This is a genomic window from Arthrobacter sp. FX8 (assembly GCF_026723805.1).
Lineage (GTDB): Bacteria > Actinomycetota > Actinomycetes > Actinomycetales > Micrococcaceae > Arthrobacter.
In genome coordinates this window covers 154,379-177,406 of sequence record NZ_CP113505.1, presented here as the reverse complement: position 1 = coordinate 177,406, position 23,028 = coordinate 154,379, and the positions used below count along the sequence as shown (strand labels likewise).

20 protein-coding genes, 3 pseudogenes and 2 riboswitches are annotated in these 23,028 nt (G+C 66.8%); of the genes and pseudogenes, 10 read left to right on the top strand and 13 right to left on the bottom strand.

What is annotated here, in order from left to right; translation table 11 throughout:
- Positions 1–100 precede the first annotated feature (100 nt).
- The 3 genes and pseudogenes from OUO20_RS00765 to OUO20_RS00755 form a co-directional block, all read right to left on the bottom strand.
- The gene (locus OUO20_RS00765; protein WP_134165666.1) at positions 101–778 is read right to left on the bottom strand and encodes a C40 family peptidase; all 678 of its coding nucleotides are present in this window, start codon (positions 776–778) and stop codon (positions 101–103) included.
- A 70-nt stretch (positions 779–848) separates the two neighbouring features.
- A riboswitch (cyclic di-AMP (ydaO/yuaA leader) is annotated at positions 849–1,028 on the bottom strand.
- Positions 1,029–1,156: 128 nt separating this feature from the next.
- Positions 1,157–1,977 (bottom strand): annotated as a pseudogene (locus OUO20_RS00760) (M23 family metallopeptidase).
- A 12-nt stretch (positions 1,978–1,989) separates the two neighbouring features.
- A riboswitch (cyclic di-AMP (ydaO/yuaA leader) is annotated at positions 1,990–2,202 on the bottom strand.
- 138 nt (positions 2,203–2,340) lie between these two features.
- Complete coding sequence (locus OUO20_RS00755) at positions 2,341–3,042, bottom strand: metal-dependent transcriptional regulator (RefSeq protein ID WP_018769550.1); 702 nt, start codon at positions 3,040–3,042, stop codon at positions 2,341–2,343.
- A gap of 292 nt (positions 3,043–3,334) precedes the next feature.
- On the opposite strand from OUO20_RS00755, the gene serC reads away from it, so the two are divergent.
- Positions 3,335–4,465, top strand: a complete 1,131-nt coding sequence (serC, locus tag OUO20_RS00750; protein ID WP_268002624.1) for a phosphoserine transaminase — start codon at positions 3,335–3,337, stop codon at positions 4,463–4,465.
- Between the two features lie 59 nt (positions 4,466–4,524).
- On the opposite strand, the gene OUO20_RS00745 is transcribed toward serC, so the two are convergent.
- Both OUO20_RS00745 and OUO20_RS00740 read right to left on the bottom strand, forming a co-directional pair.
- Positions 4,525–5,103: a DUF3027 domain-containing protein gene (locus tag OUO20_RS00745; RefSeq protein ID WP_051081372.1), complete on the bottom strand. Its 579-nt coding sequence runs from the start codon at positions 5,101–5,103 to the stop codon at positions 4,525–4,527.
- A 7-nt stretch (positions 5,104–5,110) separates the two neighbouring features.
- Positions 5,111–5,494, bottom strand: coding sequence for a cold-shock protein (locus tag OUO20_RS00740; RefSeq protein WP_018762148.1), 384 nt, complete (start codon positions 5,492–5,494; stop codon positions 5,111–5,113).
- A gap of 226 nt (positions 5,495–5,720) precedes the next feature.
- Between OUO20_RS00740 and OUO20_RS00735 the strand changes: the two genes are divergently transcribed.
- From OUO20_RS00735 to OUO20_RS00725, 3 genes and pseudogenes are all read left to right on the top strand, one after another.
- The gene (locus OUO20_RS00735) at positions 5,721–5,954 is read left to right on the top strand and encodes a hypothetical protein (RefSeq protein ID WP_134165644.1); all 234 of its coding nucleotides are present in this window, start codon (positions 5,721–5,723) and stop codon (positions 5,952–5,954) included.
- A gap of 10 nt (positions 5,955–5,964) precedes the next feature.
- Positions 5,965–8,437: pseudogene (locus OUO20_RS00730) on the top strand (helicase-associated domain-containing protein).
- Positions 8,438–8,449: 12 nt separating this feature from the next.
- Positions 8,450–10,096, top strand: coding sequence for a DNA repair helicase XPB (locus tag OUO20_RS00725; protein ID WP_134165646.1), 1,647 nt, complete (start codon positions 8,450–8,452; stop codon positions 10,094–10,096).
- 19 nt (positions 10,097–10,115) lie between these two features.
- On the opposite strand, the gene OUO20_RS00720 is transcribed toward OUO20_RS00725, so the two are convergent.
- Together OUO20_RS00720 and OUO20_RS00715 are read right to left on the bottom strand one after the other, a co-directional pair.
- The gene (locus OUO20_RS00720) at positions 10,116–10,985 is read right to left on the bottom strand and encodes an FHA domain-containing protein (protein WP_224084287.1); all 870 of its coding nucleotides are present in this window, start codon (positions 10,983–10,985) and stop codon (positions 10,116–10,118) included.
- Between the two features lie 5 nt (positions 10,986–10,990).
- Positions 10,991–11,248, bottom strand: a complete 258-nt coding sequence (locus OUO20_RS00715; RefSeq protein WP_134165648.1) for a hypothetical protein — start codon at positions 11,246–11,248, stop codon at positions 10,991–10,993.
- Between the two features lie 244 nt (positions 11,249–11,492).
- Between OUO20_RS00715 and OUO20_RS00710 the strand changes: the two genes are divergently transcribed.
- The 4 genes from OUO20_RS00710 (at position 11,493) to OUO20_RS00695 (ending at position 14,684) form a co-directional block, all read left to right on the top strand.
- Positions 11,493–11,993: a DUF427 domain-containing protein gene (locus OUO20_RS00710; RefSeq protein WP_026265813.1), complete on the top strand. Its 501-nt coding sequence runs from the start codon at positions 11,493–11,495 to the stop codon at positions 11,991–11,993.
- Positions 11,994–12,066: 73 nt separating this feature from the next.
- Positions 12,067–12,777 carry a response regulator transcription factor gene (locus tag OUO20_RS00705; RefSeq protein ID WP_018769540.1) on the top strand — a complete coding sequence of 237 codons (711 nt, stop codon included), beginning with the start codon at positions 12,067–12,069 and terminating at the stop codon, positions 12,775–12,777.
- 2 nt (positions 12,778–12,779) lie between these two features.
- Complete coding sequence (locus OUO20_RS00700) at positions 12,780–14,291, top strand: sensor histidine kinase (RefSeq protein ID WP_268002622.1); 1,512 nt, start codon at positions 12,780–12,782, stop codon at positions 14,289–14,291.
- Between the two features lie 105 nt (positions 14,292–14,396).
- On the top strand, positions 14,397–14,684 hold the full coding sequence (locus tag OUO20_RS00695) for a WXG100 family type VII secretion target (RefSeq protein WP_268002621.1): 288 nt from the start codon (positions 14,397–14,399) through the stop codon (positions 14,682–14,684).
- 25 nt (positions 14,685–14,709) lie between these two features.
- On the opposite strand, the gene OUO20_RS00690 is transcribed toward OUO20_RS00695, so the two are convergent.
- Complete coding sequence (locus OUO20_RS00690; protein WP_268002620.1) at positions 14,710–15,831, bottom strand: ribonuclease HI family protein; 1,122 nt, start codon at positions 15,829–15,831, stop codon at positions 14,710–14,712.
- Positions 15,832–16,124: 293 nt separating this feature from the next.
- Between OUO20_RS00690 and OUO20_RS00685 the strand changes: the two genes are divergently transcribed.
- Positions 16,125–17,435 (top strand): ABC transporter substrate-binding protein, encoded by a 1,311-nt coding sequence (locus OUO20_RS00685; protein WP_268002619.1) that lies wholly within the window; start codon positions 16,125–16,127, stop codon positions 17,433–17,435.
- A gap of 149 nt (positions 17,436–17,584) precedes the next feature.
- Here the strand turns inward: OUO20_RS00685 and groL are convergent, their stop codons facing one another.
- From groL to OUO20_RS00660, 5 genes and pseudogenes are all read right to left on the bottom strand, one after another.
- Positions 17,585–19,219, bottom strand: coding sequence for a chaperonin GroEL (gene groL, locus OUO20_RS00680; protein ID WP_018769535.1), 1,635 nt, complete (start codon positions 19,217–19,219; stop codon positions 17,585–17,587).
- Between the two features lie 290 nt (positions 19,220–19,509).
- A complete protein-coding gene (locus OUO20_RS00675; protein ID WP_268003348.1) occupies positions 19,510–20,823 on the bottom strand; it encodes an ABC transporter substrate-binding protein in 1,314 nt (437 codons plus the stop codon).
- Positions 20,823–21,028, bottom strand: a pseudogene (locus OUO20_RS00670) (cold-shock protein). The gene OUO20_RS00675 and the pseudogene OUO20_RS00670 overlap by 1 nt, the downstream one beginning before the upstream one ends.
- A 53-nt stretch (positions 21,029–21,081) precedes the next feature.
- Positions 21,082–21,720: a LytR C-terminal domain-containing protein gene (locus tag OUO20_RS00665; RefSeq protein ID WP_268002618.1), complete on the bottom strand. Its 639-nt coding sequence runs from the start codon at positions 21,718–21,720 to the stop codon at positions 21,082–21,084.
- A gap of 51 nt (positions 21,721–21,771) precedes the next feature.
- Complete coding sequence (locus tag OUO20_RS00660; RefSeq protein WP_018769531.1) at positions 21,772–22,101, bottom strand: DUF3263 domain-containing protein; 330 nt, start codon at positions 22,099–22,101, stop codon at positions 21,772–21,774.
- Positions 22,102–22,248: 147 nt separating this feature from the next.
- On the opposite strand from OUO20_RS00660, the gene OUO20_RS00655 reads away from it, so the two are divergent.
- Positions 22,249–23,019: a uracil-DNA glycosylase gene (locus OUO20_RS00655; protein WP_056389170.1), complete on the top strand. Its 771-nt coding sequence runs from the start codon at positions 22,249–22,251 to the stop codon at positions 23,017–23,019.
- The last annotated feature ends 9 nt before the right edge of the window (positions 23,020–23,028 follow it).

The following is a 23,028-nucleotide window of genomic DNA, read 5'->3' as shown; positions in this document are numbered from 1 at the left end:
GGCATCTTGGGGGTACGTCGGCGCGTCCCGAACGGGGATGTGGTTTCTAGCGAAAAAGCCTTGGGCAAAGAAATAGCCCTTGGAGCGTTAAGCCCAAGAACTAGTTGCCGTAGTGGTAGTACGAGGAGGTGCCAGTGGCTGCAGGCGAGTGGAGCAGCGTGCCCTGGGAGGGGTTGAGTGCGCTGATCATCATGCCGTTGCCGACGTAGATGCCGACGTGCGCGCCACCGTTCTGGACAACCAGGTCACCCGGCTGCGGGGTGGAGGTGGGAGTCATGATGCTCCACGCATTGGTGCGGGGGATGCTGATTCCGGCCTGGGCGTAAACCCACTGCACGAACCCGGAGCAGTCCCAGCCGGTGACCGGGCTGGTGCCGCCCCACACGTAGGAGTGGCCGATGCCGGTGTAGGCGATGGCAGCGATGCCCGAGGTTGCCGCAGCGGATACGGTCTCCGCCGTCTTGGCGGCCGGAGACGCCTCCTGGCCTGCAGTGGTGGCGCGGTTCGCCGAGGCCGTGGACTGGGTACGCACCGCTTCCACCTTCGGAGCAGCGGTGGTCTTGACGACCGGACGCTCGAAGGACACCGTGGCCGTGGGTGCGGCCGTGACAGCGAGGGCTGCCTGGGACGAGCCGGACTCGGTGGAGGCAGAGACACCGGCCGTGGTGTCAGCTGCCGTGGCGGGCAGGCCCATGCTCAGGATGAGGCCGGAAGCCGCTGCCACAACGGCAGCCTGGCGGCCTACGGTCCCGGCATTTGCACTGACGGCCTTGGACATGGCGTCCAGGGGGTTGGTGCGAACCGTTTGCGCACGGTGGCGCGCAGAATGATGGCGTGAAGACACGAAGGTAGCCTCTCCCAATGCCTGCGAGGTGAGCTGTCGGATTCGGATGGGAGTCACCCGGCCACGCTGCTTCCTGGGAAGCTTGTGACTTAACCCCAAGGCCTTCTGAACATGAAGGCCAAAATTGGTTCCCCCGCCCCTGCCAGACGATGAAATGCGAACGGACCTTGAGCGGTGGCAGAGTTAGGCAATCCACTCAAGAGCGTCAACTTCGGAAAAGTTGACGCGAATTAGACGGTACAGCAGTTTTGCTTCAATGTCACATTCAGGTCACGGCGCGTCGCGGACATGTGAGAGCGGGCAACCATTTGGTTACAGCCAGCCCATGGGATCGACAACTTCGCCATTGACCTGCACCTCGAAGTGGAGGTGGCAGCCGGTGGATGCGCCCGTGGTACCGCTCAGTGCCACCACGTCCCCGCGGGAGACGGTCTGGCCCACCTTGACGTTGAAGGACGAGAGATGGTTGTAGGTGGTCTCCAGCCCGTTGCCGTGGTCAATGACCACGCGGTTTCCGCCACCGAACTGGTGCCAGCCGGCAAAGGTCACGGTACCTGTCGCGGCGGCCAGGACCGAAGTCCCGCACTGCGCCACGAAGTCCTGGCCCCGGTGGAAGTCTCCGGAGCCTCCGGTGATCGGACTGACCCGGTAGCCGAAGGGGGAAGCGGTGGTGAGGGAGGCGAGGGGTGCAGCCAGGGTGCCGGCCGAAGCGGCACGCGTGACAGAGCCGGCGGACTGGGCGCTCAGGAGTTGCTTCAGCTTCCCGTCCGGGTCGGCCTGGGTCACCACGGCCGACCGGCTGAAGTCGATCTGTGCTCCGACATCGGCCGAGATCTGGGGCTGGGGGCTGACGGCGGACGCGGCCATGGGGGCACTGCCGGCGGCATCCGTGGCCATGACGGGACTCGTGGCGGGCACCGTGACCGTCAGCACCAGGCCTGTGGCGGCAAGGGCAATGCCGGCTTTTTGGCCAATACCGCTGGCGGCGGCAAACTCCGTCATCTGCCGGAAGGGACCCCGGCGGCGGCGCGCGTCACGATGCAGGTCGCGGGGGCGCTCCGCTGCGACAACTTCGGCAACCCGGGGTGCCGAAGGGGGCCGGCCGCGCGGCGGCGGCCCCGGGAGGTCTGCATGGTCAAGAAGGGTTCCTCTCTGGAAGAAGCCTGCGGAGTTAGCTGTCGGATTCGGGTCAGAGAGATCAAAGACCCGGTCCGCCTTAGGCAAGCTTCTGCACAGGGGGTATTCCCGGAAGAATCCTTCACTGGAGAGGGCTTGCTGCTGACGGACTTCACCCCAAGGCAGTCCCCCGCTGCCGCTTGTGGTTCCCCCGCCTCTGCCAGTAACGACTCGTGCACCTGACCCGCTGGCAGAGCTCGGCTCCGGATCAGGTAACGCTTATGTATCAACGCTTGGTTCCACTATAGGGGCTTAAGACCCTAGGTAACAATTCCGTTACCTTTGCGTGGTTGCCCCTCTGCGGGGTATGGGCGCCCCGATCAGGGCTGGCTGATGGCCACAAAGACGTGGGCGGCAACCTCGGGCGGCAGCTCCAATGCGCCTTCGATTCCAGGGACCCGCACGGAGATGTATTCGCCCACGCGTTCCAGCGCCACGGCGGCACCCGGCCGGATACCGCCCTCGTCCAGCTGCGCCAGCAGTTCCGGTTCCACCTGGATCGGCTCCGCCAGGCGGCTGATGGTCACTCCGGAGGCGGGCCCGTAATTCTTCATCGCTTCCACCAGGCTGATGGCGCCGTCGGCAAAGCCGGGCCCCGCCTGGCCGCCCAGCGCCGCAAGGCCAGGGATGGGGTTGCCGTACGGCGACTCGGTGGGGTGGTCCAGCATCTCGTAGATGCGGCGCTCAACGCGCTCGCTCATGACATGTTCCCAGCGGCAGGCTTCGTCGTGGACGTAGGCCCAGTCCAGGCCAATGACGTCTGCCAGCAGGCGTTCGGCCAGCCGGTGCTTCCGCATGACCTCCGTGGCGCGCTTGCGGCCCGTGTCCGTGAGTTCCAGGTGCCGGTCGCCGGATACGACCACCAGCCCGTCCCGCTCCATGCGGCCGATGGTCTGGGAAACGGTGGGACCGGAGTGGCGCAGACGCTCGGCGATACGGGCCCGAAGGGCAACGATGTTTTCTTCCTCAAGCTCCAGAATGGTCCTGAGGTACATCTCCGTAGTGTCGATCAGATCCGTCATCCAGCTCAGCTCCTCGAGCGCAGTACCTTGCGTTGTCCCACCGTATCGCCTCTTCGCGCAAAGTAGTCCGGGGAAAGCTTAGCCTATTTTGACTTTGTCCGAATAGCCGCGCCCCGAGGGGCTGCGCGGGGACGGCACGTCTCACTGTCCGGACTATGACGGGCCTGGCTCCCGCCCCCGGCGGCGGTTCAGGCAGAATGGGAATGGCCCGCAGCGCAGCCACCGGCGCTGCCGGCCACCGACCGCCCGCCCTTCCGGACCAAACTTTTGTCCCCGCCGAATTGGAGCACCTGTGAGCGACACCAGCATCACGATCCCCGCCGACCTCCTGCCCCAGGACGGGCGGTTCGGAGCCGGCCCGTCAAAGGTCCGGCAGGAGCAGATCGACGCGCTGGCAGCAGCTTCCAAGACGATCCTTGGCACATCGCACCGGCAGGCCCCGGTCAAGAACCTGGTCGGAGCGGTCCGTGAAGGGCTGAGCCAGTTCTTCCGCGCCCCGGAAGGCTACGAGGTGGTCCTCGGCGTCGGCGGCTCCACGGCTTTCTGGGACATCGCGAGCTTCGGCCTCGTGGAGAAGAAGGCCCAGCACCTGTCCTTCGGTGAGTTCGGGTCCAAGTTCGCCGCCGCCACCAACAAGGCGCCCTTCCTGGAAGCCTCCTCCATCATCAAGTCCGAGCCCGGCACCCGGCCCGCAGCCAAGGCCGAGGCCGGCGTGGACGTCTACGCCTGGCCGCAGAACGAGACCTCCACCGGCGTCGCCGCCCCCGTCAAGCGGGTAGCCGGAGCCGACGAGGGATCACTGGTCCTCGTGGACGCCACATCGGCGGCCGGCGGACTGGACGTGGACGTTGCCGAGAGCGATGTCTACTACTTCGCCCCGCAGAAGAACTTTGCCTCCGACGGCGGCCTCTGGCTTGGCCTGTTCTCCCCCGCAGCGCTGGAACGCGCCGCGCGCATCACGGCCAGCGGCCGCTGGATCCCGGATTTCCTGGACCTGCAGACCGCGATCGATAACTCCCGCCTGAACCAGACCTACAACACCCCGTCGCTGTCCACGCTGGTGACGCTGAATGCCCAGGTCCAGTGGCTGAACTCCAACGGCGGCCTGGACTTCGCGGCTGCACGGACGGCCGATTCAGCCGGCCGCATCTACAGCTGGGCGGAAGCGTCCGGCTTCGCCACCCCGTTCGTGGCCAAGCCCGAGGAACGCTCCAACGTGATCGCCACGATCGACTTCGACGAATCGATTGATGCCGCCACCGTGGCCAAGGTCCTGCGCGCCAACGGCATCGTGGACACCGAGCCTTACCGGAAGCTGGGCCGCAACCAGCTGCGCATCGCCACCTTCGTGGCCATCGAGCCCAGCGACGTCTCCGCCCTGCTGGCCAGCATCGACTACGTGGTGGGCGAGCTGCGCAAGTAACCACAGTTAAGCACGACGGCGCCGCCCGGGTTTCCCCGGACGGCGCCGTTTGTTTGTGGTCAGGAAGTCCTTGTTTCGGCGTCAGGCTCCGCGCCGTCGTCGGCCGGCCCTTCATCCCCGGGTTCCCGCTCCGCTGCCCGAAGCCCATCCGGGTTCCCCTGCCCGGGCTCCTGCTGTTCCGGTTCCTGCTGTTCCGGCTCCTGCTGCTCCGGTTCCTGCTGCTCCGGCTCCTGCTGCTGTTCGTCCTCGGGACGGACGCGTTCGGCCCACGGCACCCACTCCGGGGCCAGGACGGAGTCCCCGGACGGCAGCAGGCCCAACTCGTTGACCGTGACCACCTTGGAGCGCGAGTTACGGGTCAGTACCGCATACCACTGCCAGCCCACGTAGCCGGGCAGCCGGGATTCGAACAGGTGCGTGACCAGCCGGTCGCCCTCGCTCTTGGCTGCCAGGTGCGGCCCGATGGTGCCGGCCGGGGTGATGCCCTCCACTGCAGCCCGGGCGGTGTCCACCGCCGCGGCCAGGAAAGCATCGGGCTTGCCCGTGCGCCACACGGGCACGCCTGCCTTGCGCTTGGGCTGGGTCTTGGCAGCCTGCTCCTGCACTGGCGTGCCCGGCTGATCAGGTTGGGGGTCCATGGGCAGCCTAAACGTCCAGCTCGTCGGCAACCTTACGCAGGGCGGCAGCAATGGCCTTGCCCTTGTTGCCGTCCGGGTACTTGCCCTTGGACAAGGTTCCGGACAGGTTGTCCAGGACGGTCACCAAGTCCTGAACCAGCGGGGCGAGGTCCTTCGCGCTGGGGCGCTTGGCCTTGGCGATGGACGGGGTCTTGTCCAGCACCCGCAAGCCCAGGGCCTGGGCGCCCTTGCGGCCGTCCGCAACCCCGAACTCAACCCGGGTGCCCGCTTTCAGTTCCGTCACGCCCTCGGGCAGCGACGACTTGGGCAGGAAGACCTCCTGGCCGTCTTCGCCCGCGAGGAACCCAAAGCCCTTGTCCTTGTCATACCACTTGACCTTGCCGGTAGGCACGTAATCAACCTTCTTCGTTCTGCTGTCATGAGACACGGCCGGCTGCCACCGCGTCCGCATTGTTGTGCGGGTTCAAGGTATGGCCAGCGCAAACCGTGTTGGTCTGTATCCTTCAAGGTTATCCTGCCGCGTGCCCTAATCACGCTTCCGGCCGCACCGTTCCGCCCCGGGCGCAAGCTCCCGGTGCTTTCACTTGCGGCGCTGCTGCCGCTGTAGCGTTACGTCCATGACTCCCTTGCGTTACCGGCGGCCGCTGATGGTCCTCGCCGCTGTTATAGCCGTGCTGTCCCTCATTGCTGTGGGAACTGTGATGGCGCTTGCCTTCGCCGACACGGTCGCCCCCGCCTGGGTCACATACTCGGCCCTTTACGGCCTGCCGGCGGCCTTCATCCTGATGCTCCTGGTGGTCCTGGACGGCGTTGCCGCCCGGCGGCGGGCGGGGAAGCGGGAGCCGCGGTAACGTTGGACTGATGTCCCTCATTCGAGCGCTCGGCAAGGACCTGGAGGCGCGCAGCGACGACTCGTTGCGCGCGTTGTTCGCCGCGCGGCCGGACCTCATTTCCCCCTCTGTTCCGGACTTCGCCGCGCTGGCGGCGCGTGCCAGTTCACGGGTCAGCGTCCAGCGTGCGCTGGAGCGCCTCACCCGGCCACAGATGCAGGTGCTTGAGACCCTCCATCTGTGCACCAACACGGACACCGGGCACAGCGCCTCGGCGGAGGGCCTGCACCAGTTGATCCGGGGTTCATCCCTGGCCGTCATCGAACAGATCATGGACACCCTGCAGGAACTCGCTTTGGCGCATCCTGCGGTCCCCCGCATGGCGCCCACGCCCAGGCTGCCGGGCACCACTACTACCTCCCTGTCGGCTCCCTCAAGGATGTGGTGGGAATCTATCCCGCCGGGCTGGGCCGCAGCTACACGGAGCTGGTCCGCCTGCAGCCGGCCTTCGCCCAGCGGGTGGTCCAGCTGGTCTCCGAACTGCACCGCGGCGGATTCGCGATCCACGATGCCAGCACGCCCATGGAGGCGGCGCTGGCGCTCCAGCATTGGACCTCCTCCCCGAGGCACTGCGGGACATCCTCGCCAACGCCCCGGAACGGACGACGGCGTTGCTCGCCAGGTTCCGCAACTGGGCCATGGGTGCCGTCCCCCAGGCGCAACGGAAAGCGTCGGTCACCACGGAGGGTGCCGACGTCGGGCCCGTGGACTGGCTCCTTGCGCGCGGGCTGCTGGTTCCGCTGGATGCCGCCCACGTGGAGTTGCCGCACAGCGTGGGGCTGGCCCTGCGCGGCGGGGCGATCATCGACGACTTCACCCTGTCCCCGCCGGTCCCGGAGCTTGGCCGGACCACCGCGGCGCTGCGCAGGAATGCAGCGCTCAGCGCCATCTCTGAAACCCTGCGGCTGGTCTCCGAACTGCTGCATGCCGTCAGGGAGAACCCGCTGGCCACGCTGCGCAGCGGAGGCGTGGGGATACGCGAGATGCGCCGCCTGTCCGACCAGCTGCGCGTCGACCAGGGCGTGACGGGCCGGCTATTGGAGCTGTGCGGCCTGGCGGGCCTGATCCGCCTCGACGTCGACTCGTCCTCATGGGTGCAGCCGCCGCAGCTGGAATGGCTGGTGCTGCCGAGGCAGGAACAATGGCTGTGGCTGGTCAACGCCTGGCTGGCCAGCGAGCGCGTGCCGTCGATGGTGGGCCAGCCCATGAACACGGCAGCGGCAGCACCATCCCGGGGACCGTCAGGAGCCACCATCCCGGCGTTGTCCGCCGGTGCGCAGCGGCCTGACGCCCCGGTGGTCCGCAAGCGCATCCTGGAGATCCTGCACGAACTCACGCTCGAAGCTGCAGGACCGGACGGCACCGTGCCCGTGCTGGATGCCGCCGCGGTCCTGCAGCGTGCGGAATGGTCCCAGCCGCGGATGGCCCGGCGGTTCAGTTCCCTCATCCGGGGAGTCCTCGCCGAGGCGGAGATGCTGGGCCTGGTGGGCTCAGGTGCGCTGAGCCAACTCGGAAGCGCGTTCGCCGAAGACCAGCCCGATGCTGCCCTTGCCATCCTTGGCGAGCACCTGCCGGCAGCCCTGAACCATGTGCTGTTGCAGGCAGACCTGACCGCCGTTGCCCCCGGCTACCTCGCTCCCGCCCTGACCGAAAAGCTCCTGGTCATGGCGGACGCCGAGGGGCAGGGCCCGGCCACCATCTACCGCTTCTCGGCGACGTCCATCAAACGGGCACTCGATGAGGGCTACGACGCCGCAGGCCTGCTGGCGTTTCTCCGGGAACACTCCGCCACCGCTGTCCCCCAGCCGCTGGAGTACCTGGTGGAGGACACGGCCTCCCGGCACGGCCAGCTCCGGGTGGGCCAGGCCGCAAGCTTTGTCCAGAGCGATGATGAAGCCGCACTCCGCGAGTTGCTGGCGGGGCCCAAAGCGGCGCAGCTCGGCCTGGCCCGCCTTTCCCCCACGGTCCTCACGTCGTCGGCACCGCCCCGCGAACTCGCCGCCGCACTTCGGAGCCTGGGCCTGTCCCCTTCTGTGGACGGCGTCGAACCCGCCGCCCACGTCCGCCGGTCTTCCGTACCGCAGGAAAGCCTGCGTCCCGTCTATACCGCCCCGCGGATGGCGCCCGCGGCGGAGGAGGTTGACGCCCAGCTGGACGTCCTGCGGCGGCCGGGCCCCGCCGTCGGACACCACCCCGGTACCGCCGCCGGCGGCGAGGCAGCAACCCAGCTGGGGCTTGAGGCACTGCAACGGGCCATCCGGCTGAAGCAGCGGATCCACATGAACGTGGTGGACAATCTGGGGAATGCAAGCCTGGAAATTGTTGTTCCGCTTTCTGTGAGCGGGGGCCGGGTCCGCGTGTTCGATCCTGCCAAGGACACCGAGCGGGTCCTGTCCGTCCATCGCATCATCGACATTGAGGCCGCAGAGGAACTGCGCCAGTAAAGGATTCCCCGCGTGACCGACGGACCCCTGATCGTCCAAAGCGATAAAACCATCCTCCTCGAGGTGGACCATGAGCTGGCCACCGAGGCCCGGCACGCCATTGCGCCGTTCGCCGAGCTGGAGCGGGCGCCCGAGCACATGCACAGCTACCGGCTGACCCCGTTGGGGCTGTGGAACGCCCGGGCCGCCGGGCTGGATGCGGAGAAGGTGCTGGATGCGCTGCTGAAGTACTCGCGCTTCCCGGTTCCGCATTCGCTGCTGATCGACGTCGAGGAGACCATGTCCCGGTATGGACGCCTCCGCCTCGAAAAGGACCCGCGCCACGGACTGGTCATGCGGACCGATGACTACCCCGTGCTGGAGGAAGTGATCCGGGCCAAAAAGATCGCACCGCTGCTGGGTCCAAGGATCGATGGCGAGACGGTGGTGGTGCATGCCTCCCAGCGTGGGCAGCTCAAGCAGCTGCTGCTGAAACTCGGCTGGCCGGCGGAGGACCTGGCCGGTTACGTGGACGGCACGCCGCACCTGATCTCCCTCAACGAGGACGGGTGGAAACTGCGGCCCTACCAGCGCCTGGCCAGCGAAAACTTCTGGGCGGGCGGCAGCGGGGTGGTGGTGCTGCCCTGCGGCGCCGGCAAAACCCTGGTGGGGGCCGCGGCCATGGCCACCGGTTCCACCACCACACTGATCCTGGTCACCAACACCGTGGCCGCCCGGCAGTGGAAGGACGAACTGCTCAGGCGCACCTCCCTTACAGAGGAGGAAGTGGGCGAATACTCCGGCGCCCTGAAAGAGGTCCGGCCGGTGACCATCGCCACCTACCAGGTGCTCACCACCAAGCGCGGCGGCATCTACCCCCACCTGGAACTGGTGGACGGCCATGACTGGGGACTCATCATCTACGACGAGGTCCATCTCCTGCCCGCACCGATCTTCAGGATGACGGCCGACCTGCAGGCCCGCCGCCGCCTTGGGCTGACCGCCACCCTGGTCCGGGAGGACGGGCGCGAGGGCGAGGTGTTCAGCCTGATCGGACCCAAACGGTATGACGCACCCTGGAAGGACATCGAGTCCCAGGGCTACATCGCGCCGGCCGACTGCGTGGAGGTCCGCGTCGACCTGCCAAAGGACGAACGCGTGGCCTACGCCATGGCCGACGACGCGGACAAATACCGGCTGTGCGCCACCTCCGAATCCAAGACACAGGTGGTGGAGCAGCTGGTGGCGCTGCACGCCGGCGAGCAGCTGCTGGTGATAGGCCAGTACATTGACCAGCTGGACGATCTGGGCGAGCGGCTGCAGGCACCGGTGATCAAGGGCGATACCTCCGTCAAGGTACGGCAGAAGCTCTTTGACGCGTTCCGCGCCGGGGAGCTGCAGACCCTTGTGGTGTCCAAGGTGGCCAACTTCTCCATCGACCTGCCGGAGGCCTCGGTGGCCATCCAGGTCTCAGGCTCCTTCGGCTCGCGGCAGGAGGAGGCGCAAAGGCTGGGCCGGCTGCTGCGGCCCAAGAAGGACGGCAGGGCGGCCCGCTTCTACTCACTCGTGGCACGGGACACCCTGGACCAGGAGTTCGCTGCCAGGCGCCAACGGTTCCTGGCCGAGCAGGGGTATGCCTACCGGATCATGGACGCCAAGGACGTGCACGCCGCGGACTGACCCGCAGCGTGCACGCCGTTCACGTCACGCCCTCGGAACTGTCGCGCTCCATGGTGCCCGTTCTGGGATCGAACTGCGGGCGTTCGTAGGCCAGTTCCCCGCCGCTGCGGCCGCCGTAGGGACGGCCGTGGTCCGCAAATTCCTCCCGGAAGAAGGCCAGGCACCATTGCCCCATCTGGATCCTTGCCCCGGTCCGCAGGACGGATGGTCCCGTCCGGGAGACGCTGCCGCTGACGGGACCGTTCGGTACCAGGACGTATTCATCCTGCCCGTCGTGCCTGATTTCGGCGTGCAGCTCCGCCAGGCCCTCGAGCCGGACGTCCGCGCCTGCGCCGCTCCCTATCGTTGTAACGTCTGCCGTGAGGGCCACCTCCCGCGGAATCTGCCCGGTCCAGGTGGCGGCGTCCTGGACAAAGATCAGCCGCGGCCGGCCACCGCCCCTGGCGTAGTGGGTGGTGGTGATGCGGCGGGTGATCTTCCGCTGGACAGTGGGCACCAGCGGCAAGGGAGTCGACGGCGGCAGCAGCCGCATTCCTTTGGGCCTCCGCCTGCCCTGGCGGACCAACGGCAGCAGGGAGCCGAGTTTGCCGAGCTTGATGTGGGGGGAACGCGTGACCAGCCGCTGGGAGGCAGGGCTGGCCACGTTGCCCAGGCTGAGGATGTTTCCGCCGGGGCCGGCCACGGTGATGCTCACCCCCTTGCGGGCCAGCAGCTCCGCCAGCGGTTTGATCTCCTCCAGGGAGGGCAGCCCGCCGCCGGTCAACGGCGCCAGGCCTTCCAGGGACACTGTTACCTCGGTGCCGGCGGCCCTGGCGCTGCCCGAGGTGACGGCACCGGACTCGTCCGTGTAGGAGAAGTCCAGATCAACGTCCAGACGGTACTGGGGCATGTCCGTCAGCCGCGGTTCGCGTCCGACCCGGCGGCATCCCTGTCGCTGGTGGTGACGCGCAGGCTGCCGTTGAGCTTCCATGTGGCGCGCGGCGCGTCCGGGCCGATGTCGCGCGGAACTTCAATGGTCATATCGACGAACTGGTAGTTGATCGCAGCACCCTTGCCGGTGAGATAGGACCACATCTCCTCGGCAAGGTCTGCCCAATCCCGGATGCTGCGTTCGTTTACAGCTGCGTTTTCAGAAGCACTCAGGTCAGTCATGATGGTCTATCCCCTTCGATGGGCCAGGAACTATCGGGTTACTACCGTTGTTGGCGCGGGACCACCAGGGACGGGACGAGGCGGCAGCCGGTGATCCGTTGGAACGCTGGTGCCGGGCTTGACCGCCCGGCAAGCATCACTGTATTCCCGGCCGCAGGGCGGGGAAGATGCCGGGCGCGGAACGTTCTTGCCGTGAATTGGGTTCCCTGGTGCGTAACAGCGGTCTGCGACGCACACTGGAAGCATGAGTCCACGAATCATTCCCGTCGTGCCCGGGCCCGGGCAGGAGTCGGTCTGGGACTATCCCCGGCCGCCGCGGATCGAACCCAGCACGGAACGCATACGCATCGTCCTTGGAGGCGAGGTGATCCTTGACACCACCGACTCGCTGCGCGTTCTTGAGACCAGCCATCCACCGGTGTACTACGTCCGGCAGTCAGCATTCGTCTCCGGCGCGCTGGAGCCTGCTGCCGGCAGCAGCTTCTGCGAGTTCAAGGGCGCGGCCAATTACCTGACGGTGCGCGGCGGGGGTAAGGAGGCGGACGGCGCTGCCTGGTCCTACCCCGAGCCGGCGTCCGGGTTTGAGGCGCTCGCCGGGCGGGTGGCCGTCTACGCCGGGAGGATGGATTTCTGCGAAGTTGACGGGGAACGGGTGCAGGCGCAGCCGGGCCGCTTCTATGGCGGCTGGATCACCAGCCGCGTGGTGGGTCCCTTCAAAGGCGAGCCGGGAACAATGGACTGGTAAGCCCAAGCGGGCCTTCATCATGCTCACAACGAATATCCAGACAACTCCCAGAGACTGGGAGCATGATGGGAACATGAACAAGAACGGTCCAGAAGCCAGGCTGCTCGTCGTCGACGATGAACCCAACATCCGCGAGCTCCTCTCCACGTCATTGCGGTTCGCCGGCTTTGAAGTGGTCTCCGCTGCCAACGGGCGCGATGCCCTCGCCGCGGCCGACACGCACGCCCCTGACCTGGCCGTGCTGGACGTCATGCTGCCTGACATGGACGGCTTCACCGTGACCCGCCGGCTCCGTGCCGCCGGGAAGCACTTCCCGGTCCTCTTCCTGACCGCGAAGGACGACACCGAGGACAAGGTCACCGGCCTCACCGTGGGCGGTGACGACTATGTCACCAAGCCCTTCAGCCTCGACGAAGTGGTGGCCCGGATCCGCGCCGTCCTGCGCCGGACGCAGCCCCTGCTGGACGACGATGCGGTGATCCGCGTTGACGACCTCGAACTCGACGACGACGCCCACGAGGTGCGGCGCGGGGGCACTGTCATCGAGCTCTCCCCCACGGAATTCAAGCTGCTGCGCTACCTCATGCTCAATCCCAACCGGGTGCTGTCCAAATCGCAGATCCTGGACCATGTGTGGGAGTACAACTTCAACGGCGACGCGTCCATCGTGGAGTCCTACATTTCCTACCTTCGGCGGAAAGTGGACATCGACCCGGAGGCGCCGGCCCTGATCCAGACCAAGCGCGGCGTGGGCTACGTGCTCCGGACGGCTGAAAAGCGCTGACCTTGCTGAAGCGGTGGAAGTCGGCCTCGCTCAGGTCGCAGCTGGTGGCCATGATCATGGCCCTGCTGATCGTGGCCCTGACGGTGACCGGAGCGGTCACACTGACGCTGCTGCACAGCTATCTCCAGGGGCAGGTGGACGACAAGCTGAATGCCGCCGTCGACTCTGCCCGGAAACAGCGCTCGTTCACGCAGCTGCAGGCGCCCAGCTCCATTCCCACCGACTATTCGCTGATGCTCTTCGCCCCGGGTGAGCAGCCGTACACCTTCGGCGGTGATCCGGACGACCACCCGGACATCAGCGCCATCTCCGTGGAGCAGGCGCAGGCACGCGGGCTGGTTCCCTTCCAGGTCCGTGGAACGGACGGGGAAAACTGGCGGGTGGTGGCAGTGACCGTCCAGAACGGCCAGACCACCGCCGTGGTGGTCATCGGCCTGCCCCTGGAGAGCGTCGACGATGTCCTCAAGCATGCCACCCTGGTGGTCACCGGGGTGGGCCTGTTGACGCTGCTGCTGGCCTCGCTTATTGCCAGCTGGACCGTGTCGAGGTCCTTCCGGCCGCTGGCCCGCGTGGAGAAGACTGCGGCAGCGATTGCCGCCGGTGACCTCTCCCGCCGTGTGGAGGTGGAGAACCCTGCCACCGAGCTGGGCCGGTTGAGCAGCTCGCTGAACGCCATGCTGGCGCACATCGAGACCGCGTTCGCTGCACGGACCGCCTCAGAGGCACGGATGCGCCGCTTCGCCGCCGACGCGTCCCACGAACTGCGCACTCCCCTGGTCACCATCCGCGGGTTCTCCGAACTGTACCGCCACGGCGCCCTGGCGACGGACGAAGACGTGGCCACCGCCATGGGCCGGATCGAAAGCGAAGCCAAGCGCATGGGTTCGATGGTTGAGGACCTGCTCCTGCTGGCACGCCTCGACGAACAGCGGCCGCTGCAGCAGAAGCCCGTGGACCTGCAACTGATTGCGCACGACGCCGTGGTTGACACCCAGGCCAGCGACCGGTCCCGGCTGATCACGCTCACCGGACTCGACGGCGGACCGGCGGCACCGGCCCCGGTCCTTGGGGATGAGGCCAAGCTGCGCCAGGTGGTGGGCAACCTCGTGGGCAATGCCCTGCGCTATACCCCGGAGGGCAGCCCCATCGAAGTCGCCGTCGGGGTCCGCGGGACCGACGGCGAAGAACGTTCCATCATCGAAGTCCGGGACCATGGGCCGGGTATCTCGGAAGAGGATGCAGCCAAGGTCTTTGAACGCTTTTACCGGGCTGACACGTCCCGGACCAGGGAGACGGGCGGCAGCGGCCTCGGGCTCGCCATCGTGGCGGCCATCGTGGGGTCGCACGGCGGTTCGGTAAGGGTGGAAAAGACCGACGGCGGCGGCGCCACGCTGGTGGTGAGCCTTCCGCGGCGTGAGGATTCCGCCCGCACTGGCGGCGCGGACGGGCAGGAAACCACCGCCCGCAGTGCCGCAGGGGCCAAGGGCAGCGACGGGTCCGTTATCCACATATAGTCCTCCGGCCATGGCTGCCGCCCGGTTCTGCTCCATAGGCTCGTCCCAGCAGCCCGGATCCGCCGGGCGCGGGGCGCTCCGCCCGCCGTATCGAAAGGCACAGCCATGAGCATTATTTCCGTCGACCCCGAATTACTGCAGCTGAAGTCCGCGAACGTCCAGGCCACCGTGGACCGGATCAGCGCGGACGTGCACGCAATGAAGCGTGGCCTCGACGAACTGCAGGGATCATGGCGCGGTGCAGCGGCCACCAACTTCCAGGCGCTCATCACCGAATGGACCATCACCCAGGGCCGGGTGGAGGCGTCGCTGGCGTCCATCAACGCGGCCCTGGCCTCTGCAGCGGCCACGTATGCCCAGGCGGAGCAGGGAAACACGCAGCGGTTCAGCTGACGCCCGTGTGAGCTGAACGGTTCGCCTAAGCTTCCGGCGTTCCCTGATGGAACCGCAGCCGCCACCGGCCGCCGTCGAGGACCCACAGCGAGCTGCGCAACGTGGTGCCTGAGCGGGCGAAACTGCGGTAGGTCAGCAGGACCGCGCTGGTGCCGATGCGGTCAGCGCCCAGGATTTCGATATCGGTCCGTTCACCGGGATCCTCTTCGAGGGCCATCATCATGGCGTCCCGGGTCCAGACCCTTCCCGAGCTGCCAATCTCCATGAAGTCCGGGTGCAGCAGGACAGCTGTCCGGCCGATATCCCCCCGCACCAGTGGGCCCAGCAGCTCACGTTCGAGCTCTTCCACCAGCGCCTCAGGCGGGATGGCGCCGGCCTGTTGCGTTGCCTCGGCCATGTCAAGGGCGTCGCTGTCCAGTTCGCTGAACAGGTCAAGTTCATCGAAGGCCGGGAGCGGTTCAGGGGTGGCGCGCGGCCTGCCGGCGCCCGCTGCCGGTGCGCCACCGCCGGCCCCTGGTACCGGGCGCCCAGGAGCAGCGGTCGGGATGTCCAGGGTGGCGGGCGGGAAGCCAATACCGGAGGGCTGCCCGTCGGCGGCATGTCCGGAGCCGGATGGGGTCGCAGCAGGTTGGTGTTCGGCTGCGTGGTGTGCAGCTGCGTGGTGCGCGCCAGGGTGGTGTCCGCCGGGGAACCCGGGCCCGGACCTGGCTGCCACGCCCTGCTGGTACGCCGTTGCCGCGGCCCTGGCCCGTTCGTCCGCAGCCTCGTTCAGCTCATGGCCGGCGTGGCCCTTGACCCACTCAAATGTGTAAACCCGGCCGGCCAGCTCGCGGTCGAGTTCCTTCAACAGTTCCACGTTCAGGACGGGTTTTCCGTCTGCCTTGCGCCAGCCCTTGCGCTTCCAGCCCGGCATCCATTTGGTAATTGAGTTGATCACGTACTGGCTGTCGCAAAGGATGCGCAGGTCCTCACCGGGCAGGTGGGCGGTGGCGCGCAGGAGGTCAAGGACAGCCATCAGCTCACCCTGGTTGTTGGTCCCGTGCGGCCAGCCCCCGGCCCGCCAGCAATCGTCATTCACATACCAGGCCCAGCCGGCCGGACCGGGATTTCCCAAGGCCGAACCATCAGCCGCTGCAGTAATCGTCACCAAACCATCCTGCCAGAAGCCATCGACATTGGACCGACGCCACAGCATCCCAGCCTGGGCGAGCTGCCGCACCCCTTCCGGCGCGCCGGCAGTGGGCTGTGCGAATGGTCGTAAGCGCAACTTTGACGGCCGAAGCGACAGGGGTCGGGAAAACGCTTACCGAAACTTCTTGACGTGAGCATGCCGGGCGCGACACAATCACTTCATCACTCGAGAAAACGGTTTCTGATCTTCGCCGGTCAGCGCATCACGGCGACCCCGGCGCACAAGGAGCCCATCCGGAAGGAACATCAATGACGATTCCAGTCGTAAGCCGGCGCCGCTTCCAGCTGGGCGCGGCCGCGCTGGCACTCTCCATCCTGGCCACCGGCTGCGGGGCCCCCGGCGGTTCAGGCGACAACGGCCAGGTGACCTTGCGGTTCGCCTGGTGGGGCAATGAATACCTGAACGCACAGACAAACAAGGTCATCGCGGCCTTTGAGGCATCGCACCCGAACATCAAGATCAAAGCGGAGCCGGGAGAATGGTCCAGCTACTGGGACAAGCTGGCAACGAAGACCGCCGCCAACGATGCGCCCGACGTCATCCAGATGGACCAGAAATACATCGCCGAATACGGCGGCCGCGGGGCGCTGATGGACCTGTCCAGGCAAAACGGCATCGATACCTCAAAACTGGACAAGGAAGCGCTTGCGTCGGGCCAGTACGGCGGCGCCCAGTACGGGCTGAGCACAAGCCGGAACGCCTATGTCATCATGGCCAACACGAAAGTGTTCCAGGCAGCGGGAGTGCCCGTGCCGGACGACAAGATCTGGACGTGGAAAGACTTCGTGGACACGGCGGCGAAGATCAGCGCAGCAGGTGACGGGAAGAGTTACGGGGCCGCTTATGGCAGCAACGAAGCCGACCTGATCATCTGGCTGCGCCAGCACGGCGAGAATCTGTACTCAGGGGACGGCAAGCTCGACTTTGAAGCCGCGACTGCAGCGTCCTTCTGGGAACGGATCAAGGAACAGCGCGACTCCAAGGCCAGCCCCGCGGCCACCGTGGCAACCGAGGATGCAGGGGCAGGACTGGAGGAAAGCCTGTTCGGAACAAACCGGGTGGCCATGGCCTGGTGGTGGACCAACCAGCTTGGTTCCCTTGAAGCCACCACCGGCAGCAGCATAAAGATACTGCGGGCCCCCAGCGTCGACGGCGCCTCGGCCGGCAATGGCATGTACTACAAGCCCACCATGTTCTGGTCTGCATCCTCCCGTTCGAAGCATTCCCAGCAGGCCGCGGAGTTCATCAACTACCTCACCAACAGTCCGGAGGCGGGTGCCATCCTGATGACCGACAGGGGCGTCCCCACCAATCCGGACATCGTTTCGGGCATCACCCCGCAGCTTAAGCCGGCTGACACCACCGTGGTTGGATTCCTGAAGGACATAGCCCCGGACATCAAGGACGCACCGCCTGTCCCGCCCGTGGGTGCAGGGAGCGTCCAGAACGTCATCAGGAGGTACACGGATGAAGTGCTGTACGACCGGATGACCCCGCAGGCCGCGGCGGAAGCCTTCAAGAAGGAAGTCCAGGGGATGCTGGATTCGGCCCGGAAGTAACTCCCGTCCCACAGCTCCTTGTCCAGGCGGCCAAGCCGGCACAGGCCGCATCCGTGGCCGGGAACAAAACCTCCGGCACAAAGTGCGGCCCCCTCGCAAACGAGGGGGCCGCACTTTGCGGTTGGCGGGAGAGGTCCCGGCAGGAGGGCTTAGAAGCCGCCCATGCCTCCCATGCCGCCCATGTCGTCTCCGCCTGCGGGGGCGGCGTTCTTCTCCGGCTTGTCAGCCACCACTGCTTCGGTGGTGAGGAAGAGGCCAGCGATGGAAGCCGCGTTCTGCAGGGCAGAGCGGGTTACCTTGACGGGGTCGTTGACGCCGGCAGCCAGCAGGTCGACGTATTCGCCGGTGGCTGCGTTCAGGCCGTGGCCTGCGGGCAGGCCGCGGACCTTGTCCACCACGACGCCCGGCTCGAGGCCGGCGTTGAAGGCGATCTGCTTCAGCGGGGCGTCGATGGCAACGCGGACGATGTTGGCGCCGGTTGCTTCGTCGCCGGAGAGCTGCAGGTTGGCGAATGCCTTGGCACCGGCCTGGATGAGGGCCACGCCGCCACCGGCCACGATGCCTTCTTCAACTGCAGCCTTGGCGTTGCGGACTGCGTCCTCGATGCGGTGCTTGCGCTCCTTGAGCTCAACCTCGGTGGCGGCACCGGCCTTGATGACTGCAACGCCGCCGGCCAGCTTGGCCAGCCGCTCCTGCAGCTTCTCGCGGTCGTAGTCGGAGTCCGAATTCTCAATCTCGGCGCGGATCTGGGAAACGCGGCCGGCGATCTGGTCGGCGTCGCCGGCACCTTCAACGATGGTGGTCTCGTCCTTGGTGACAACAACCTTGCGGGCCTGGCCCAGGAGTTCCAGGCCGGCGTTCTCCAGCTTGAGTCCAACCTCTTCGGAGATGACCTGGCCGCCGGTGAGGACGGCGATGTCGGCCAGCTGGGCCTTGCGGCGGTCGCCGAAGCCCGGAGCCTTGACGGCGACAGACTTGAAGGTGCCACGGATCTTGTTGACGATCAGGGTGGCCAGGGCCTCGCCCTCGATGTCCTCGGCAATGATCAGCAGCGGCTTGTTGGACTGCATGACCTTTTCCAGGACAGCAACCAGTTCCTTGACGTTGGAGATCTTGGAGTTGACGATCAGGATGTACGGATCCTCAAGGACCGTTTCCTGGCGCTCGGCGTCCGTGACGAAGTAGGCGGAGATGTAGCCCTTGTCGAAGCGCATGCCTTCGGTGAGCTCGAGCTCCAGGCCGAAGGTGTTGGACTCCTCGACCGTGATAACGCCTTCCTTGCCCACCTTGTCCAGGGCTTCGGCGATGAGGGCACCGATTTCGTCGTCACCGGCGGAGATGGAGGCGGTGGCCGCGATCTCTTCCTTGGTTTCGATTTCCTTGGCGGAAGCCAGGAGTTCGCGGGTGACAGCCTCGACGGCCTTCTCGATGCCGCGCTTGAGGGACAGCGGGTCGGCGCCGGCGGCAACGTTGCGCAGGCCTTCCTTGACCAGGGCCTGTGCCAGGACGGTGGCCGTGGTGGTGCCGTCGCCGGCAACATCGTCGGTCTTCTTGGCAACTTCCTTGACCAGCTCAGCGCCGATCTTCTCGTAAGGATCGTCCAGCTCGATCTCCTTGGCGATGGAAACACCATCGTTGGTGATCGTGGGGGCGCCCCACTTCTTTTCGAGGACGACGTTGCGTCCACGCGGGCCGAGGGTGACCTTAACGGCGTCGGCGAGGGTGTTCAGGCCACGCTCAAGGCCGCGGCGTGCCTCTTCATCAAATGCAATGATCTTGGCCATAACGGCAGTAGTCCTTTCGGGACAGTCGTTAAGAATGAACCTTCGCTGCAGTGCCCGCGACGGACGATCCTTTGACGGCGGCCTCTGTATGCCTCCGGGAGGGGATCTCACTGAAGTGAGGTGTTTCTTTCGCTCCTCGTCCGGTGCCCCGCGCCGCCGGCCGGAACCAGGCTTTGCTTTAGCAGTCGGTACGTCAGAGTGCTAACTCAATAATTAGCACTCCCCAGGTGAGAGTGCAAGCGAAAAGACGCCGGACGGGCGGGTAGGGGCAGCGGCTTCGCCCAGGGCGATCAGCTTGAATGTCCGGCCGTCTCCCGGCCGGTGGGGGTGGGGTTGTTCTCCGGGCCGTAGGTGAATACGGAGAAAACGGCGGTGGTGATATCCCCGTTGGCGTCGAAGGCAACCGGTCCTGACTCGCCGTCGTAATTGATGTCCGGATTGGCAGCAAGGCCGCCCAGGCACTCCTTGTACGTCAGGCACGGGGCGGGCGGGGCCGTTGCCCCCGGGGCAGGTGTCCCTGCGGAGGGCATCCCCTGGGATGTGGTCCTGCCTGATGCGGCGCCACCCGAAACCGGAACCAGGTTGGCGGCGATGGAGCGTCCGGCATCGTCCTGGGCCCTTGCCGCCGCCAGGGCCGCCAGGGTAACGGCGTCGTAGGTTTCAGCAGCATACGAGACGTCCTTCAGGGAAGGATCAACGGCCAGGAGCTTTCCCTGGAAGGCGGCGGTGGGCAGTTGGCCCGGGACGACGGCGCGGGCGCCGTCCAGGGCCCGGGAGGGGAGCCCTGATCCGTAGCGGGCAAAGGCGCCATCGCTGAGGAGAATTTTTGAACCCCTGAGGCCGGAGTTGTTCAGCTCGGCCAACGCGCCCTGCGCCCCTTCCCGGGCAACCAGGACCACGGCGTCAGGGCTGGCCTTGGCTGCGGAGCGTGCGGCTTCGGCGGCGGCGCCGGGCTTGAAGGCGGCTCCGGGCAGGACCGTCAGGCCGGACTGTTGCGCGGCTTTCGTGACGGCAGCCGACAGGTCCTTGCCGTAGGCACCTTCCTGGTACACCACGGTGATGCTGGCGGCCCCGGCGTCCTTGGCGAGTTTGGCCAGCACAGGACCTTGCGCGACGTCGGCCGCGGCCGTGCGGAAGTAGTAGCCTCCGCTGTCGATCCCGGAGAGGGCGGCAGCGGTGTTGGCCGGCGAGATGAGGGGTATGCGTGCGTGGGACAGGATGTCCACGGCGGCGGCCGCGTGGCTGGAATCGGTGGGTCCAATGACCACGTCCGCCCTGGCGGCCACCAGGTCCTTGGCCTGGCCTGCGGCTTCCTGGTCCGGATGCGCCGGCAGCAGCTCCACCGGCCGGCCTTTGTGTCCGCCGGCGGCGTTGATTTCCTGGATGGCCAGCTCGGCGGCCGCCAGCTGGGGCGCATTAAGGAAGGCATTGCCGCCGGTGTTGTCCAGGATCAGGCCCACCCGGAGGACGCCATCGCCGGAGGCTTCGACCGGGTCCACCCTGGCGTTGCCGCCGGCGCCCGAACATGCTGTGACCGCGAGGACTGCCCCCAGGGAAACAGCCAGCGCCGCTCGGCCGCGGACTGGGGAACGGTAAAACGGCATCACTGGGCGGGCCGGACGTTTTCTGCCTGGGGACCTTTTTCGCCCTCCCCGACTTCCAGCTGCACCCTCTGCCCCTCATCCAGTGCGCGGTAGCCCTCCCCTGGATCGCGGACCAGTGGACAAAAACGTCATCACCGGAGCCGTCAACGGTGATGAAGCCATAGCCCTTTTCAGCGTTGAACCATTTGACGGTTCCCAGTGCCATGATGAACAACTCTTTCCGTTGGGGTTATGCAGCCGTGGGCGGAGCGGGTGCGGCTAGCGGTATCCGGGGCCAAGCACCACCACGAGCGGCATCTGGAATTCGGCGCTGTTCACCACGGTGGGGATGTTGAGCAGCCCGGCAAGCGCCTGTGCGTTTGCCAGTTGCTGGGGGCCGGAGTAGAAGATCACGGAGGATTTTTGCGGGGCGCCGGACCAGTTGCCTACCTGGCCGAGGCGCCATCCGTCCGCCTGGACGGTTCCGGCCACCCGGCTGGCCAGCCCTGCCGTGCCTGCCGCGTTGTAAACCGCCACTGCCTGCGTCCTGTCGACGGCTGCCTCCCGGGTGGCGGAAGGTGTGGCCTGGGGCTCCGGGTCACGGCTTTGGGTTGGTTCAGACGAAGCAGACGGAGACGGCGAAGCAGGAGGCGCGGATGCCTGCGTGGCCGATGGGGTGGTTCCGGTTCCGGCCAGCGGAGCTGACTCCACGCTCGCCGATGCCTGGCTCGCGGTGGCGCTGAATCCCATCTTGGGAAGGATCAGGAAGGACACCAGCCCTATGGCAAGGGCCGCCATCCCCACTACCAGGATGGGCCACAGCCGCACCCGGGACGGGGCCGAGGCCGTCCGGTGGACACCTTGTCGCGACGCGGTCTCCGGGACCTTGTCGAATTCATCGCGGGCGTATCTGGTCATGGTGGAAGGACATCCTTGTTGATTGCGGCTGTTGTCCCGGCCTGGGGGTTGTTAAGCGTCGGATCCCAGGCGCCGGGCAGTGCGCGCACGGTGGCGCGACGTACGTAGTCTACGCAATCTCTTCACCAGCATGGGATCGTGTGCCAGCGCATCCTCGCGGTCGATCAGTGCGTTCAGGAGCTGGTAGTAATGGGTCGCGGAGAGGTCAAAGAGGTCGCGGATGGCCTGCTCCTTGGCCCCTGCGTACTTCCACCATTGCCGTTCCAGGGCCAGCATCTGCTGTTCGCGCTCGGAGAGGGAGGACTCACGGAGGGTGAAATCCGCCAAAAGGGACTTCCGTGGATCCTGCTCCGGCAGGTGTTCCCGGGCCGGTTCCGCCACGGCACACTCCTTCGCTGGTTACGGTAAATGTCTTAACCCCATGCTACCGGTCGAATAACACCGGTGTCATTCGCGCCCCGCGCCCCGCGCCTGCACCGGCCCGGTGCCGCGGGCGGGCGTCCCCCGATGGCCTGCAAGAATGGAACGATGTTTGAATCGGATGCGCTGTTCGAGCTGCAGCAGGACCCGGCGGACGGCACCCGCTTCGCTGACCTGGCTGACCTGCCCCTGGCGGAGCTCATGGCGCCGGACTGGGCCGCGGCCCTGCAGGGAGTGGAGGGCAAGCTCCGGTCGGTCCTGGCCTTCCTGGCTGCCGAAGAGGCGGCCGGGCACCAACTCCTGCCGCCGCCGTCGAACGTCCTGCGCGCCTTCCGCCAGCCGCTCGCCGGCGTCAAGGTCCTCATCGTGGGCCAGGACCCCTACCCCACCCCGGGGCACGCAGTCGGGCTGTCGTTTTCCGTCGATGCCCGCACGCGCCCCCTCCCCCGCAGCCTGGTGAACATCTACCGCGAACTCGAATCGGACCTCGGCATTCCGCCGCGCGTCCATGGCGACCTGTCGGCATGGACGGAGCAGGGCGTGCTGCTCCTGAACCGGGTACTCACGGTCAGGGCAGGATCTGCTGGGTCCCACCGGGGCAAAGGCTGGGAGGACATTACGACGGCGGCCGTCACCGCCCTGGCATGCCGCCGGGCCGCGGATGGGTCCAGGATGCCTTTGGTGGCGGTGTTGTGGGGCAAGGAGGCGGAGGGCCTCCAGCCGCTGCTGGCAGGCGCCCCCGCCGTCATCAGCCCGCACCCCAGCCCGCTGTCCGCCTCCCGCGGGTTCTTTGGCTCCAGGCCATTCAGCCGGGTGAACCAACTGTTGCGCGAACAGGGTGCAACGGCCGTAACCTGGGAACTCCCGCCGTCGCCCTAGCTTAGGCTT